The 15,611-nt window shown below is 58.1% G+C and carries 10 protein-coding genes and 1 pseudogene; 8 read left to right on the forward strand and 3 right to left on the reverse strand.

Annotated features, from left to right (window positions below):
- Position 1: 1 nt before the first annotated feature.
- Positions 2 to 1,147 carry an IS4 family transposase gene (locus tag DESU86_RS04350; protein ID WP_179981710.1) on the reverse strand — a complete coding sequence of 382 codons (1,146 nt, stop codon included), beginning with the start codon at positions 1,145 to 1,147 and terminating at the stop codon, positions 2 to 4.
- Between the two features lie 163 nt (positions 1,148 to 1,310).
- Here DESU86_RS04350 and DESU86_RS04355 point away from each other — a divergent pair, with 163 nt between their 5' ends.
- The 8 genes and pseudogenes from DESU86_RS04355 to dapA all read left to right on the forward strand — a co-directional run bounded on the left by DESU86_RS04355 (position 1,311) and on the right by dapA (position 9,861).
- Positions 1,311 to 2,162 (forward strand): hypothetical protein, encoded by an 852-nt coding sequence (locus DESU86_RS04355; protein ID WP_232088255.1) that lies wholly within the window; start codon positions 1,311 to 1,313, stop codon positions 2,160 to 2,162.
- A gap of 401 nt (positions 2,163 to 2,563) precedes the next feature.
- Positions 2,564 to 3,388, forward strand: a pseudogene (locus DESU86_RS04360) (hemolysin family protein); the annotation flags it as partial.
- A gap of 221 nt (positions 3,389 to 3,609) precedes the next feature.
- Positions 3,610 to 5,409, forward strand: coding sequence for an apolipoprotein N-acyltransferase (gene lnt, locus DESU86_RS04365; RefSeq protein WP_232088256.1), 1,800 nt, complete (start codon positions 3,610 to 3,612; stop codon positions 5,407 to 5,409).
- Positions 5,410 to 5,477: 68 nt separating this feature from the next.
- Positions 5,478 to 6,591 (forward strand): peptide chain release factor 2 gene (gene prfB, locus DESU86_RS04370; RefSeq protein ID WP_179979929.1). Its coding sequence is split into 2 segments (ribosomal slippage): positions 5,478 to 5,552 and positions 5,554 to 6,591, totalling 1,113 coding nucleotides; the frame shifts between segments, so codons are not numbered across the junction.
- On the forward strand, positions 6,575 to 7,399 hold the full coding sequence (locus tag DESU86_RS04375) for a diguanylate cyclase domain-containing protein (RefSeq protein WP_179979930.1): 825 nt from the start codon (positions 6,575 to 6,577) through the stop codon (positions 7,397 to 7,399). Before prfB ends, DESU86_RS04375 begins: the two co-directional genes overlap by 17 nt.
- Positions 7,399 to 8,211: a MinD/ParA family protein gene (locus DESU86_RS04380; RefSeq protein WP_179979931.1), complete on the forward strand. Its 813-nt coding sequence runs from the start codon at positions 7,399 to 7,401 to the stop codon at positions 8,209 to 8,211. The genes DESU86_RS04375 and DESU86_RS04380 overlap by 1 nt, the downstream gene beginning before the upstream one ends.
- 381 nt (positions 8,212 to 8,592) lie before the next feature.
- On the forward strand, positions 8,593 to 8,868 hold the full coding sequence (locus tag DESU86_RS04385; protein WP_179979932.1) for an HU family DNA-binding protein: 276 nt from the start codon (positions 8,593 to 8,595) through the stop codon (positions 8,866 to 8,868).
- Between the two features lie 114 nt (positions 8,869 to 8,982).
- Complete coding sequence (dapA, locus tag DESU86_RS04390; protein WP_179979933.1) at positions 8,983 to 9,861, forward strand: 4-hydroxy-tetrahydrodipicolinate synthase; 879 nt, start codon at positions 8,983 to 8,985, stop codon at positions 9,859 to 9,861.
- A 470-nt stretch (positions 9,862 to 10,331) separates the two neighbouring features.
- Here dapA and DESU86_RS04395 read toward each other — a convergent pair whose 3' ends face one another.
- Together DESU86_RS04395 and DESU86_RS04400 are read right to left on the reverse strand one after the other, a co-directional pair.
- Entirely contained in the window at positions 10,332 to 11,531 is a 1,200-nt protein-coding gene (locus DESU86_RS04395; RefSeq protein ID WP_179979934.1) for an iron-containing alcohol dehydrogenase, read from the reverse strand.
- 938 nt (positions 11,532 to 12,469) lie between these two features.
- Positions 12,470 to 15,472 (reverse strand): hypothetical protein, encoded by a 3,003-nt coding sequence (locus DESU86_RS04400; protein ID WP_179979935.1) that lies wholly within the window; start codon positions 15,470 to 15,472, stop codon positions 12,470 to 12,472.
- Positions 15,473 to 15,611 lie beyond the last annotated feature (139 nt).

Below are 15,611 nucleotides of genomic sequence, written 5' to 3' on the forward strand. Positions count from 1 at the left end.
GCTAAGCACCCAATTCTAATAGGCTGAGATGTTGAAGATTATCTTTTCTTCGCCGTCGTGGATTCAGGAGTTCTTCCAGAGACGCCGAACCGAGCAGGTTGAGCTGGATGAGTTGGAAAAGTTGCTGCACGGACATCCCGATGCGGCTGAGGAATTTTTGGTACGCCAGCAGCAGGTACACCGTCAGGGCCGTGTAGACTTGAATCAGTACCGCGTTTTCCGAGTTGCCGACAAAGGTCTTTATGCGCAGATTTTGTTTGATTTCCTTGAAGAAAAGCTCGATTTGCCAGCGGTCTTTATAGATGTCGGCAATGGTTTTTGGCGAGAGCCGGAAGTTATTGGTTAAAAACTCGTAATGTTTTCCGGTTTTCTGGTCGCGGTAGCCAATACGCCGCAGCCGCAGGCCTTTTCCCCGACTGACGACCTCAATGATGTGATCGGAAGTGACACCGGTCCCCCGGCGCACCGGGCGGCGCTCCAAAAGCTTATAAACGGCGTTGCGTTTGAGGCGGGTCACGAAAAAGATGGCTTTTTCCTCAAGGGCTCGAAACCAGGAATAGGCTATATAGCCTTTGTCAAAGGTCACAATGGAGCCTTTTGGCAGCGAAAGGCTTTTGGCCATGCGGCTTTCGTGGGTTTTGGCATTGCTGATATCGACGAAGGCAGGGATGTAGCCATCGTGATCAAGCACGGTATTTACCTTCACCCCGGCTTTGTTCCGCCGGAACGATGCCCAGGGGAAGACGGACAGGCAAAGGCTGATGGTGGTAGCGTCCATGCTGTACAGTTTGCACTTGAAGCGAAATTTGTGACGAGGCGCATGCGGCTGGCAAAGTCCGTACATTTCAGCGAACAAGTCCTTGAAAAAGCCCACGGGCCTTGAATTGTTGGCGTCGGCGAAAGTCGAGCGGGGCACGTTTTTCAGGCCCCAATGGTACAGGCGGTTTCCGGCGGCAGCCAGACACCGGAGCCCGTCACGCATGGAACGCCTCGCGGCAAGCTGAATAAAGGCCATGGCGGTGAACTGCTCCTTGAAGCCGAATTTGCGTGAGGCCCGCCCTACTTTGTGCCGGTGTTCGAGCTTTTGAAAAACATGTCTGGGAATCAGAGATAGCATCTGGGAGAAAAGTGTATTATGGTGACTCATGTCCAAAATCTCCTTGTGTGGCAAAGTTTTTCGCAAACTCTTTATACCACATCGCATTGAGATTTTGGACTTTTTTCTTAACCCTTAGCCGGACAGCAATGTTCTAGTTTGTATTGCCTTGCTGGTAATTTTCTGCATAACGGCCATTGTCGCGCAAACATATATGCAGCGGCAGCAGCAGGCGGCACGGCGCAAGGCCATTATCCGCCAGATGCTGGAAACAGCCCAGGCGCAAAACGAAATATTTGACATCAACATCCTGGACAAGGGCGTTTCGCATAAAGGCCTGGCCGCGTTGCTGCAATACATTTCCCCCACATCGCTGGGCATGGAAGTGCTGAACTACATATCGCGGGAACTGGCGGGCGTGACTGTGGAAGTGTATTTTCGCGCCACCCTGCCCGAGGGTCCCACATTTTACAAATTTCGCTCTGTCATTGAGAGCGTGGAGCCAAGACGCAATAAATCCCTGTTGCGGCTCGCCTCGCCTGAAGACCTTTCCACTGGGCAAAAGCGTGTTTTTATCCGCGTGAAGCCTCCCAAGGACAAAGTGCGCGTCATCGGCGTGTGGGAGCTGAATTCCAGCAAACCCATACCGCGCAATACCTCCGAGATCAGCAATCCCCTGCTGCACTACAAACGCGGCATGGAAATAGAGCCGGTTCAGGTCGAAAATATTTCAGCCACAGGCATGGCCCTGCGCTTTCCCATGGAAGATCTGGATATCAAGCCAGTTGACCTGGACAAAGGTTCACAGTTACTTTGTCTCATCATCTACCACATGGGCAAGGATGAAAAAATCGTCACCTTCTGGTGCACTTGTTCCGTTCTGCACGCCCGTGTGCATGAGGGGCCAAACCCGGCTCTTGTACTCGGCACGGAGTTTACCAACTGGGCCGTTCTTGAACAGGGCAAATCGGACATTAACTGGTTCCACAGCACCCCCTCGCGGGGGGTGTCGCCCATAACCCAGTGGGTTATGCATATGGATATGGAGCAGCGCAAACTGCTCTAAGGAAACGCTGATTTATTCCGTTTGGCGGTGTTGCTTTGCTTTTTTTGAAACAGTCGAGGACGGAAGAGTCCACTCCTGCTTCAAAAAAAAGCTCGCCTTGCCAAACGAAATACCTGCGCGTTTCCAGGAGGCTCTTTAACCGGTGCTTCCCTGACGCTGTACCAAGGCGCCGCGCGCAGCAATGTTGTGTGGATTCAGACAATAATTGTTTTTGTCTGCAGAATGACACATTGAAATGTAAAATACTTCAAAGGTCATCCGATCCAGACTGTGGCCAGACTTCAAAGCCGGGACAGGCTGAACGCAGGCCACCCCGGCAGAACCGTTGGCAGCAAATGTAATGCAGGCCATTGCCGGCGCGGCAGGCGCGCCCGGCCCCAATTTCAACCAAGGAGACTACATTGGACGGCGGCTCGGAAGGTCATAGTACCATCTGGTCGCGCCTGAGCAGACTGTTCGGGCACGACGATCAGGAATCTCTGGAAAAAGCCATTCTTGAAGCAAGCGCTGACGGCGAGGTGGAACCCGATGAGGAATCCATGCTGCTTGGCATTTTGCGCTTCAACGATCTTCAGGTGCAGGACACAATGATCCCCCGCACCGATATCGACTGCGTTTCCCACGACATGCCCCTGAGCGAAGTGGCGCACATCATCGTGCGCTCGGGGCACTCGCGCATTCCGGTGTACAAGGAGACCCGCGACAACATCGTGGGCATTCTGCACGCCAAGGATCTGCTGCGCAGCATGCTTGACACGGGCGGCAAACCCTCGTCCATTGCCGAGCTTATCCGCGATCCCTTCTTTGTGCCCGAAACCAAGTCCATACGGACGCTTCTTCAGGAATTTCGCGCGCGCAAGCAGCACATCGCCATAGCTCTGGACGAGTACGGCGGCACCTCCGGGCTCATTACCATTGAGGACGTGCTGGAAGAAATCGTCGGCGATATTGAGGACGAACACGACGCGCCCCGGAAGGAAGACATCCGCCCCCTGAGCGATAACGCTTACGAACTCACGGGCCGCGCCCTGCTTGAAGACCTTGAGGACATGGGCGTTGACCTGGATTCCGACGAGGTTGACACCATTGGCGGCTACCTCAGCATGGAGGCCGGTCATGTGCCTGCCCCCGGCGAAAGCTTTACGCTGCGCGGCTGGACCTTCACCGTGCTCGAAGCCGACCGAAAGCTTATCCTGCGCCTGCGCATGGAACCGGCCAACAACGCCGCAGGCCGTTCAGGCGCGGAAATCGGGGCGGCTCATGAGGCGGATCAGGCGTTACGGGCGTCAGCCGCCGCGACTGCCGGTTTGCAAGACGAGCAGACAGCTCTTGGCAGCAAAGCCACAGCCATGGTTGATGATATCCACAGCACCATGGTGCAGTCCGCTCAGGCCAACGCGCTGGCGGAAACCGATGCTTCCCCTCCGGCAGATTCCCCGGCCAGGGTATGAGCCATACCCAGAGTATGAGCCCTGCCCAGATGAGTCCTGCGCTGGCCGCCACCTTCCGGCCTGACAGATCCGCGCTGCTTACAGGCATTGCGGGCGCGGCAGGCATCTGGCTGGGCTTTCCCAACGACCTGGCCGGTCTGCCGCCGCTGATTCTGCTGTGGCCAGCGGCCCTGGCCTGGCTCGGCCTGTACGCTCCCACGTCCGCAGCCGCACTGCGGCGGGGATGGCTGTGCAGCATGGCCGGAGGCATGGCGGCCCTCTACTGGCTCACTATGCCCGTGCACAATGTGGGCGGCCTGCCGTGGCTTCTGGCCATACCCTGCGCCCTTTTCATCGTTGCCTGTATTTCCAGCGCCGGAGGGCTGTTCTCCGTGGCGGCGCGTTTGCTGCGCCACCGCCCCCCCATCCTGTGGGCCGTGCTGCTGGGCCTCCTGTGGTATATACTTGAAGCCGTTTACGCTCTGGCCCTGGGCTTTCCCTGGCTGGAGCTTTCAGGCGCGCTTGCCGCGTGGCCCCTGCTGGTTCAGGGGGCAGACACGGTGGGCGCATACGGCCTGTCCGGCCTGTGGGTCATGGCCGCCCTTCTCTGCGCCCTGGCCCTGCTGCCGCACCCTGCCGTCAGCCCCAACGTCCAGCCCAGCCCCTCGGCGTCGCCCCGTAAAGACGATGCGAAAGACGGGGGAAAAGGCGACGGGAAGAATGGCGAAAAAAATGGCGCTGAACAGCGTGCGGAAGCCAGCGTTGCCGCCCCCGGCACGCCCTGCAGCTCCGACGCCGGCCCTGCGAAAAAATCATGGCGGCCCGCCAGCCTTGTCTGCGGCCTTGCCATGACCTGCCTGCTGCTGGGCTACGGCGCGCTGCGGCTGCACCAGCAGCCCCTCGTAACCGACCCCGTTGGGCCGCAAAGCGTGCAGGCCCTCTTTGTGGAAGGCAATGTGGATCAGAACCAGAAGTGGCTGCCCGCTTTCCAGCGCCAGACCGTTGATCTGTATCTGCGCCTTACCTACGATGCCCTGGCGCAACGGCCTGGCGAACACCCGCTTATCATCTGGCCGGAAACGGCCTTGCCCTTCTTTTTTGAGACCAACCAGCTGCATTCCCCCAGAGTGCGGCAGTTGCCGTCCGTCACCGGCAGCCCCCTGCTTGTGGGCGCGCCCGGCCTTGCGCGCCGCGCGGACAAAAAAGAGCCCGACGTCTTTAACCGCGCCTTTCTGCTGACGCCGCCCGACGGCGCTGTGGCCGGATACTATGACAAGGAACACCTGGTTCCTTTTGGCGAATACCTGCCGGAATGGCTCAACTGGAGCTTTCTTGAAGCCCTGCTGCAGGGCGTGGGCGTCTACCAGGCGGGCACGACCATCGCGCCTCTGCGCTACGACAATCTTGCTATGGGCATGCTCATTTGCTATGAAGGCATATTTCCCTGGCTGGCGCAGGCACGGGTCGCGGATGGCGCCAACATTCTGGTTGACATCAGCAATGACGGCTGGTTCGGCGCGACCCCGGCACCGCGACAGCACCTGTATCTGACCGCGCTCCGCGCCATTGAACAAAACCGCTGGATACTGCGCGGCACCAACACCGGCATTTCCGTGGTGGTGGACGCCCGTGGGCGGCTGACCATGCGCGGCGCGCAGTTCAGGGAACAGGCGCTCTGGGGCCGCGCCGCGCTTGAAAGCGCGCCCAGCCTGTACCACCGCCTGTGGCCCTGGCCCCTGCCTACGGCCGCCGCCCTGCTGCTCGTGCTGCTTTTGCCGGGCCGTGGCGGCAGGTCACGGCGCAGTTCCGACGCCTGATATTGATTGCGGCCATTGCGGCCGCTTTCCGGTACTGACCGGACGCACCCTCAACCAACCGACCCGTCATGTTGCAACTTTCAGATCTTCGCGCTGCCTGCAATCCGCTTACCCAACGCTTTTCCTCCCTCTGGGGGCGACTTTGACGTTGCGGCCAGCGAAAAAAGGCTGCAAGCCATAGAAACAGAAATTTCACGCCCCGGCGCTTGGGACAAGCCAGAGGCTCTTACACCTGTCCTTCAGGAAAAACGGCAGCTTGAAGACGAAGTTGGCCGCCTGAACAGGCTCAAAATCTGCCATGACGACATGAACGAGTGGTTGGCCCTTGCCTCTGAAAGCGAAGACCCCGAAGCGCTCGAATCTCTGGCCAACCAGCAAAAAGAGCTGGCCGCGCTGCTGGACGAGACCGAGCTCGTGATGCTGCTCTCCGCCGAGGAAGACAATCAGGACGCCATACTTGAAATCCACCCCGGGGCTGGCGGCACCGAATCGCAGGACTGGGCCGAAATGCTGTTGCGCATGTATAACCGCTGGGCCGCCAACCACGGCTACAAGGTTGAGGAGATGGATTTTCTGCCCGGCGATGAAGCGGGAATCAAGAGCGTTACCCTGCGCATAGCCGGCCCCCACGCCTTTGGCTTTCTCAAGGGCGAGCGCGGCATTCACCGCCTTATCCGCATTTCTCCCTTTGACTCTTCGGGCCGCAGGCACACCTCCTTCGCCTCGGTGGACGTCATCCCCGACGCTGGCGACGATATTGAACTGGATATCAAGGAAGCCGACCTGCGCGTGGACATTTTCCGCTCCAGCGGCCCCGGCGGACAGAGCGTCAACACCACAAGCTCTGCGGTGCGCATCACCCACATTCCCACGGGCATTTCGGCCCAGTGCCAGAATGAAAAATCGCAGCACCACAACAAGGAAACCGCCATGCGGGTTCTGCGCGCCCGCCTGTACAACATGGAGATCGAAAAGCGCGACGCAGCCCGTCAGGCCCAGTACGCAGGCAAGGACGCCATAGCCTTCGGCAGCCAGATACGCACGTACACCCTGCAACCCTACCGCCTGGTCAAGGACCACCGCACGGGCACCGAAGTGGGTGATGTGGATGCGGTTCTGGACGGCCATATCGACGCTTTCCAACACGACTACCTTTTGTATCGCCATGAGCAGCAACGCTGAACTTGACGCCTTGGCGCGCGAGCTGCTGGCCCTGCGCACAGCGGCCGCAGCGGACGATCCCGTGCCCGACGCGGGGTCTCAACTGCCGCACACCGTGCTGGTGGCCCGCCTTTTGTCGGGTTTCAGCCCCGACCGCTGGCAGAGCTTCTGCCGTGACTACGCGGAAAGCAGATGGTGCGTGCTGCCCGTGGCAGGGTCGGTTCTGCCCGACAGCATGCCTGACGCCCGGTCCGAACTGCCGACCCAGCTGGTCAACGTGCTCATCAACAGGCTTTTTCTGGACCAGGTGGAACGCGAAGTTTTACGGTTTTCGCGTTCAGGGGGCGACCTTTGCCTGATCTATGCCGATATCACCCACAGAGACGCGGCTGACACGCCATGGGGACGGGATGAGTTTGAGCATCTGGATGCTGCCCTGGCCGCCGCCTTGCGTGAACACAGCGAAGCCTGCGACAGCCTCAGCCATGTGGCCGAGGGGCGCTATTCCCTGCTGTTGCCAGGGGTGAACCCTTTACGGGCGCGCCTGCTGGCCGACCAGATACAAAAAAACTTCGTGCGCCAGGTCGGGCTGCGCAACACGGCGCTGGCCAACGGCGGGCCTGTATGCGCGCTTGGCATTGCCTGCATAAATCCGGGAACGGGCGCCACCGCCCAAACCCTGCTGACCCAGGCGGAAGACGCCCTGAAAAACGCGCTGTCGCAACCAAACGGCCATATCTGCCTTGCGGGCGGCGCAAGCCTGGATGAACGGGCAAGCCTTGTGCATTCCAGTGAAAAACGCTTTCTTTTCTTTGGGAGAAACAACTGATGGCAAATAAAACCTTGAGCGTGGTCCTGCTCAGCGGCAAGGGCGGGGTCGGAAAAACCAATATTTCGCTCAATCTGGCCTGCGCTCTGTTCCAGATGGGCTTTAAGAACCTGCTCATGGACTGCGATCTGGGCCTTGCCAACCTTGACGTATTGCTGGGCGTCACTCCCGAGGGCAATCTGCAAAACGCCCTGCTGGGCGAGGCCCAGATACGCGACGTGCTGCACCATGTGGAGCCCGAAGGCCTTGACGTGCTGCCTGCCGCATCGGGCGTGCCCGAGCTTACCGAACTGCAGCCCGACATGCGCGACGTGCTGCTGACCCGCCTTGAGCCTGAACTGAACAGGTATGACTATGTCTTTATGGACGTGGGCGCGGGCATTTCCGGCACAGTGCAGACCTTCGCCTCCATGGCGGCCATGCGCATTGTGGTCATCACCCCGGAACCCACATCGCTGACAGACAGCTACGCGCTCATCAAGGTGCTCAACGCCCGCTACGGCCTGCGCGACTTTATGGTCATCGTCAACCAGGTCACATCCGCCAGCGAGGCCAAGTCCTCCTTTGACAAGCTGCACGGCGCGTGCCGCCATTTTCTGCATCTTGAGCCCGTGCTGCTGGGGCATATCCGCAATGACAAAAAACTGCCGGAAGCAGTCTGCCACCAACAGCCCCTCATGTACTACGCTCCAGGCTGCCCTGCGGCCCAGGACATCCACAACCTGGCTTCACGCCTGCAAAGGCTGCGCCTGGGCATGGCCGACTGGCTGGCCCCCCGTAAAATTCTTCAGCCGCTTCCTGATAAACACTAGAGCATTTTAGCTTTGAAAAAAGTGTAAATGCTCTAACGCTGCACTTTCGTGCAGCGCGCCACAACGTGGCGTAGATTCAGCCGAAAATCGCATTTTTCGGCTGAATGAAAACTTTGAAATGCTTCTCATTTCAAAGTTGATCTGCTCTAAGAAGAGCGTAAAAAGCCCGCGCAGACTGTTTACCTTGTTGCACAAAAGGTATAGGTTTGAATTAGCAATAGATGCCTATTGTTGACTCTCCTTGGCATTCGGGCTTTGAAGCGCGGGGAGGATTGTGGCGAACACAAAAAATTGCCAACAATACCACCAAGATACTGGACGATCTCTACCGTTTCAGGCAGAATGCTTCCGCGAGTAACATAACGCAGTTACGGAGGCGTGATGAACAAAAGCGAACTTATCAAGGCGCTGGCCGACGAAACCAATATCCCCTTTGATGACGCGTCAATGGTGGTAAACACCTTTTTCGACGCCATGAAGCAGTCCCTTCTTGCCGGAGAGCGCATTGAAATTCGCGGCTTTGGCAGCTTTAAAATCAAAGAGTATGAGGGCTATGCGGGACGCAACCCCAAGACAGGGGAAAGCGTCACCGTATCCTCGAAACGTCTGCCCTTTTTCCGCGCTGGCAAGGAACTGAAAGAATTTATAAATCAATAGGCATAGTTGCATAACGCGGCTTTGCCGCAATCTGAGCCGAACGGGATGAGGGTGCGCCTTCAGTCTCGGCGTTCGGCCATCCATAGGCGCGCAAAGCGCGCCAAGGAGATCGTCATGCTGTTTTCCGGTGCTATGACAGCGCTTGTCACCCCTTTCAAGAACAACGCCCTTGACGAAGAGGCCTACCGAAACTTCATTGAGTTCCAGATCACTGAAGGCATTCATGGCCTGGTGCCCTGCGGCACCACCGGCGAATCCGCTACCCTCAGCCACGAGGAACACGAAAGGGTCATTGAAATCTGCATCGATCAGGCCAAGGGGCGTGTTCCCGTTCTGGCCGGAGCCGGTTCAAACAACACGATTGAAGCCATCCGCCTGACCCGCTTCGCCAAAAAGGCCGGGGCCGACGGAGCGTTGCTCATCACCCCCTATTACAACAAGCCGACCCAGGAAGGGCTGTTCCAGCACTACAAGGCCATAGCGGAAGCCGTGGACTTGCCGCTTGTGCCCTACAACGTGCCCGGCCGTACCGGGTGCAACCTGTTGCCTGAAACCCTGGCGCGCCTTGCCAAGGCTTTTCCCAACATTGTTGGCGTCAAGGAAGCCACCGGCGACATGGCCCAGGGCAGCAAAACCCTGTCCAGCTGCCCCCAGGGGTTCAGCGTGCTTTCCGGCGACGACTTCACCGCCCTGCCCCTCATGGCCCTGGGCGGCCATGGCGTCATTTCCGTTACGTCCAACCTTGTGCCTGGCCGCATGGCCGCCATGGTCAACGCCTTCCGCAAGGGCGATGGCGCCGGGGCCGCGCGTATCCATCATGAAGTTTTCCCGCTGCACGAAGCCATGTTCTTTGAAAGCAACCCCATCCCGGCCAAGACGGCCCTGCACCTCATGGGCAAGATGGAAGCCGAGCTGCGCCTGCCGCTTTGCTCCATAGGCGCGGCGGCCAAAGAAAAGCTTACCGCCGTGTTGCGCCAGATGAAGCTCATCTAGAGCAGAGACCTGCGCTGCGCGCCAAGCGTTTGGCCCCGTTCTGCGGGAGCCTGTAAATAAAAATACCCGGTAGTACTCCTGCCGGGGTATTTTTTGTCTGCAGGCTCCGCTGGAGTCAGTTCTTGCCACGCAATGCACGTTGAAACGCTTTGTGGGGGAGGGACCCTTTTGCAAAAGGGTCTCCTCCCCCACACCCCCTCCCCCTAAAAATCTTTAATTTATTTTTGTATACTGCAAGGAATTAATTACCTGCGGCGAGTGCCACACCACATGGACGCCGGAACAATTTCAAGCGGCAACCGCCTGGTAAGGAAACAGCCTTCAGCGTGGCGACGGCATGGTGCGTGAAAGCATTCAAAATACATCCCGCCCGTGCCGGGGCTCATACAAAAAAGCAGACTGGCCGCCCCAGAGGGTGACCAGTCTGCTTTTTTACGGCGCTGCCCGTGCAGGTCGCCTGCTCTCAAAACTTACATGGCGGCCTTGTAGATGGCGGCCACGGCTGCGTCTGTCATGGTACGGGGGTTGGTAAGGCCGCAGGCGTCCTTCTGCGCATTGGCCGTCATGATGGGGATATCTTCTTCCTTCACGTCCTTGCCGTACTTCTTGCCAAGAGCCTTAAGGCCAGCAGGAATGCCCACGTCCTGAGACAGGGTATTGATGGCGGCAATGGCCTTTTTGGAAGCTTCATCAGCGCTCAGGCCATCGGTGATCTCGCCAAGAATGCGAGCGATGCGGCCAAAGCGACGACGGGTGGCGATGCGGTTGTATTCACTGACGTACGGCAGAAGAATGGCGTTGCATTCGCCATGGGGCAGGTCATAGAAGCCGCCCAACTGGTGCGCCATGGCGTGAACATGACCAAGGCTGGCGTTGTTAAAGGCCATACCGGCCAGATACTGGGCGTAGCACATGCCTTCACGGGCTTCCTTGTCCTGACCGTTGGCAACCGCGCGGCGCAGATAACGGTTGATAAATTCCATGGCCTTTTCGGCGCAGGCATCGGTCATGGGAGTGGCGGCAGTGGAAACATAGGCTTCAACAGCGTGCGTCAGGGCGTCCATACCGGTGGCCGCGGTAAGGGCCGGGGGCATGCCCATCATGAGCAGGGGATCGTCAATGGCGACGCCAGGAGTGCAGCGCCAGTCAACAATGGCCATCTTCACCTTGCGGGACGTGTCGGTGATAATACAGAACCGGGTCATTTCAGAAGCGGTACCTGCGGTGGTGTTGACGGCCACGTAGGGCGGGAAGGGCTTGGAGGACTTGTCCACGCCTTCGTAATCATGAATCTTGCCACCGTTGCCAGCGAGAAAACCCACGCCCTTGCCGCAGTCATGCGAGCTGCCGCCGCCAAGGGTGATGATGCTGTCGCATTTTTCCTTTTTGTACATGGCAAAGGCGGCGTCCACATTCTTGTCGGTGGGATTGGGCACAGTCTGGTCAAAAATGGCGTATTTCATCTTTGCGGCATCAAGAACGCCGGCAATCTGCTTCAGAATGCCAGCCTTGACGATGCCCTGGTCAGTAACGATCAGGGGCTTGGTGCCGCCGATGTTCTTAAGGCGAGCGGGAATCTCCTTGGAACATCCCTCACCCACAAGAGTAACATTGGGAATGAAGAAGGAAGTGATCTGGCCCATGTGCATGCTCTTAAGCTCAGTACTCATAGCGACTCCTGGCGTTATGCGAGCACAACATACTTAAGTTACTTAATGTATGTGCCGCAGTGATAAGAAAGCGTCCTTTATGGAGACAGTACAGCATAGAAAAATCCATTGCAATAGCTGCAGAGCGTAACTACCAAACCTTTTAAATTATTTTTTGCTTTATTGTATATGTTCTTTTTTACACAGCTAGATACATTTTGTTCTTTTTTGCACAATACAACATTGTTTGAGTGTTCACCCAAAAAATAAAACCGTGAAGACTAAACGCCTATCAGGCTGGGCCTATTGGCAAAACAGGCCTTCCCCGGCTCTTGAGCGTCAATGGCAAAAAAACAATAGCAGGCACAAAGGGATTCGGGCCTCGTACGCCCGAATCCGCACGACGCCGCATTGCAACTTCCCAGTGTCACTACGCGGAAAATATGGCGTACCGTTGGGAATATACATTCACAAAAGAGACGCCATGCCTGTCACGTCATTTACTTGCGTAAGCAAGGAGCAGAACTGCTTTCAGGAAGATATGCAGGCAAATGTCGCGGCTGCGCCCACGCTGCGCTGAATTGCCGGCAACATCCGCTGGGCGTCAAAGGAGTTCGCCCACACTGGCAGGCGCGCCGCGAAGCGTAATGGGCGTTTATCCGTGTGATTGCATGCAAAAAAGGATGTTTGACGCTCTGGGAATGGTCATTGACAGAGGGGGATCAGCTCTGACGGTCGCAGCCTGACTGCGAAGTGCAAGGCAAACAGCGAGCTCGGCACATCCGCAACGTGCACCCGCGCGGGCAGCAGATTATGGTCGCGCGCAGCATTAGAGCACGTGACCTTTTTCAAAGGCAACATGCTCTATAATGAAAGTTTTAGGGGGTGGGGGCGTGGGGAAGGAGACCCTTTTGCAAAAGGGTCCCTCCCCCACAAGGTCTTTCAATAAAAAACGAACCTTAACGCTGCCCGCCCGGCTCCTTCATCTTGCCGGGTCTGCACATGCGGCTCAGGCTCCGCAGGTAGGCTTTGCGTTTGTCCAGAAAGAAGGCCAGAGGCCGGGAAAAATTGCGTCCCAGCAGGCCGTCCACCAGAAGCTGGCTGATCTCGCGCTCACGGGTCAGCACAAGCTGCGATCGCGCCAGCACATTGCGGTCAGCTTCGGGCATGGCGCGCGCTACCTGCCGAAAAGCGTCTTGCGCCCGTGGCTGGTAGAACCAGATATACATAAGGTCAAGGGCATTGACGATAAAGGCCTTTTCCAGTTCCTTGCCCTTGATGCCTCCGCTGCCCTGGAGCCCCCCCGGACGCGCCAGTTTGATGAGGGCGTCTTCATGCGGGAAAAGCAGTTCCAGCCGCGTATAGCAGTCAAAGAGATTGTTAAGCTTGCTTTTGTAGTCCCAGCGGCGCATGCGCAGGTTCACCTGACTGTCTGCATAGCCTTCAATGAGGGCTGCCACCGTGTCTGAAGCCATCTTTGACACCACCGCCGCGCTGGGCACCAGATAGATTTCCGGATTAAGCACGCCGAGCCCTTCAAGGCCATACTGCAGCATGTAGCCGTAGACGGACGACACGGGAATGGCCAGGGCGCTGCGGAAGAGGTTGCCGATGGCGGCCTCCTTGGGAAAACCGCGAAAGACGTTGTGCGCGCAGATGTAGAAGCCGTTGATAATGTTCAGAACCGTAAAGACGGTCCAGGGATTATGGGCCACGGTGATGCCCATGGTCCTGTCCAGCAGCCATACGCGCACCATCACTTCCAGCAGCAGCACGGAGATGCCCGTATACATGAGCGAGTCGCACAAGCGGCTTATGCTGACCTGATCCTTCCAGTGCAGGAGGGTATCGCGCGTGGCCCCCTTGGCGGCCAGCACCATCTGCATCACGTTGCGCACGCCCGTAATGCCGAACCATATGAAGGTGCCGCCCCAGGCGAGCACCCACCAGTCCTGGGTGTACAGAAAGGAGAAAAAGGCGGGCACAAAGCCCAGCAACACCTTGAGCAAGTTGCAGAATGAACTGTTCAGATAGGCGAAACCGGGCCGCCCCGGATCGACCTGCTGCTTTTTGCCAAGCAAGTTATTGCCCGTGGTCGTACTGAGGCCGCCAAGATTGATGACGTTGCCCTGGTTGCACACCCGAAAATCTTCGCTGGCGGTCTTCCAGGTCTTGCGGCGCTCCAGGCCCAGGTGCCGGCAGCCGGGCAGCCAGTGCAGACAGGCGGCCAGCCGCTGCCAGGACGAGGGATTACGGGGCTTGGCGTAGCTGTAAACTTCCTCCACCGGCGAACAGATGGGGATTTCAAACTGCTGCTGTCCCCTGCCCTTGTGCGCCGTAAAGCGCCCCTTGGGCAGGGTATCCTTGATGACAAATCCCATGCCGTAGGTAATGCGGCTGGCGGAGCTTGTGCCAAGGCGCGAGCCCAGGGGCTTGTGGCGGTAGTGCTCCCACAGCTTGGGCACGTTGTGCAGTATGTCGCGAAATTTGGCGGCCCTTTCTTCGTCCACGGTGCGCATGCGCCGCGCCATCTGGCGTATCATCTGCTTTACGCGGGGGCCGAGCCCTTCATTGAAGGCCTGCTGCAATTCGCTGATGGGTTTGAGGTTGGCTTGCTGCCGCTCCATCCAGCTCTTCATGTTGAAGATTTCCAGATGGGTAATATTGCCCTTGGCATCCCACAAAAGCTCGGCCACGTCCTCAACGCTCAGGCCCGAAGTGCAGAGCACCAGACGGTAGCCCGGCGTAAGCTCCGCCAGCTCGCGGGTAAGCTCGAACAGGGAAAGCCGCATGAGGTGGGGCATCTCTTCCGGAGGCGGCGGACTGTCCAGATCGGGCAGTTCAGGATGCAGGGCGGCGGAAAGCCATTCCTCGGCTATATGCTCGGGCCCCATACGCTCAAGAACCGCCAGTTCGGCGCGTGAAACGGCGTCGTCAATCTCGGCGAGCCTGGCGGCGCGCTGGCGCAGGGCTGGCTGCACATGGCGGTGCAGGCCTTCAGCCAGATGCAGGCTGCTGGCCTGGCCTCGGCCCACGAAACGCAAAAACTCGTCTGCCGACAGTTCGGGTATTTCCACCCCCCAGGCGGCTTCCATCTTGGGGCGCTGGTGCTCATTCCACAACGCAAGGCAGTGCAGGACGCGATCACGTCGCCAGCGCAGCACTTCGCGGCCGCGCTTCATCATTTCCGCCACCTTGGGGCTGTGCAGAAACTCCAGAAAATCTTCGTGCGAACTGAAGCCGCGCGGTATCCAGAACACGCTTACAAAGCGCCCGTAAAAAGGCACCTGAAATTCCAGGCCAATACGCACGGCAATGCCCGTAATTTCGGCTGCGCGCAGAATTTCGCGCGCGGCGTCGGGCTGCACCCAGTACTCATAGGCCACAGTGAGCGAACGCAGCCCCTTGATCCAGGCGTCCATGATGAGATGCGTCGGGGTTTTGCGGCCCTTGGTATTGGCATCGTACACATGGTCGTCAAAGGCGATCTGGTTCCATGCCTCTGGCATTTCCGGCAGATGATACCGCGCCAGCATGCGGCGGACAACGCGCGGCGTGCCCTGCACCGTCCGGCGGAAGTCGTGCGCCAGCTTGAGCTGCTCCAGGGTGTTGTCGTGAGCGCGCACAATGCTTTTCATGATCTGCATGAGCACGCGCGCCGTATTGCGGCGCAGCATCGAATGCGCGCTGTTGAGCACCTCGTCATACAGGGTTTGCAGGGCCAGCAGGCGGTCTCTGGCCTGGGTGCGCCCCACCTGAAGATTGCGCAGCAGGTTGATGACGGCATAGGCCATGCGTGAAACCGGAGTGGCGACGAGTTCCTTGATGCCATGCGGGTGCAGGCTGGGGTCAAAAAGACTGTTATCCGAAGGTTTGTTATCGGATTCCAGAATGCGGTTGACAAGCACAAGGATATCCCTGTCCTGCTTGTCAAAATAAATGCCACGCCGTACGAAACTCACGCCATATGCTCCTTGCTAAAAACCGCCTGACGGCGGTTGGAATAAACCATCTGCAACAGTACCGCGCACCGCCGCTCACGTCAAATACCCGATCTCTGAACGGTTTTGGCTCTGGAGCATTTTCGCATTGGGAATATCC

The sequence above is a fragment of the Desulfovibrio sp. 86 genome (assembly GCF_902702915.1).
GTDB lineage: Bacteria > Desulfobacterota > Desulfovibrionia > Desulfovibrionales > Desulfovibrionaceae > Desulfovibrio.

Bases quoted from the DNA above. Each gene is read 5' to 3' on its own strand.
- DESU86_RS04350 (WP_179981710.1), bottom strand. From the start codon at position 1,147: ATGAGTCACCATAATACACTTTTCTCCCAGATGCTATCTCTGATTCCC.
- DESU86_RS04355 (WP_232088255.1), top strand. From the start codon at position 1,311: ATGCAGCGGCAGCAGCAGGCGGCACGGCGCAAGGCCATTATCCGCCAG.
- lnt (WP_232088256.1), top strand. From the start codon at position 3,610: ATGAGCCATACCCAGAGTATGAGCCCTGCCCAGATGAGTCCTGCGCTG.
- DESU86_RS04375 (WP_179979930.1), top strand. From the start codon at position 6,575: ATGAGCAGCAACGCTGAACTTGACGCCTTGGCGCGCGAGCTGCTGGCC.
- DESU86_RS04380 (WP_179979931.1), top strand. From the start codon at position 7,399: ATGGCAAATAAAACCTTGAGCGTGGTCCTGCTCAGCGGCAAGGGCGGG.
- DESU86_RS04385 (WP_179979932.1), top strand. From the start codon at position 8,593: ATGAACAAAAGCGAACTTATCAAGGCGCTGGCCGACGAAACCAATATC.
- dapA (WP_179979933.1), top strand. From the start codon at position 8,983: ATGCTGTTTTCCGGTGCTATGACAGCGCTTGTCACCCCTTTCAAGAAC.
- DESU86_RS04395 (WP_179979934.1), bottom strand. From the start codon at position 11,531: ATGAGTACTGAGCTTAAGAGCATGCACATGGGCCAGATCACTTCCTTC.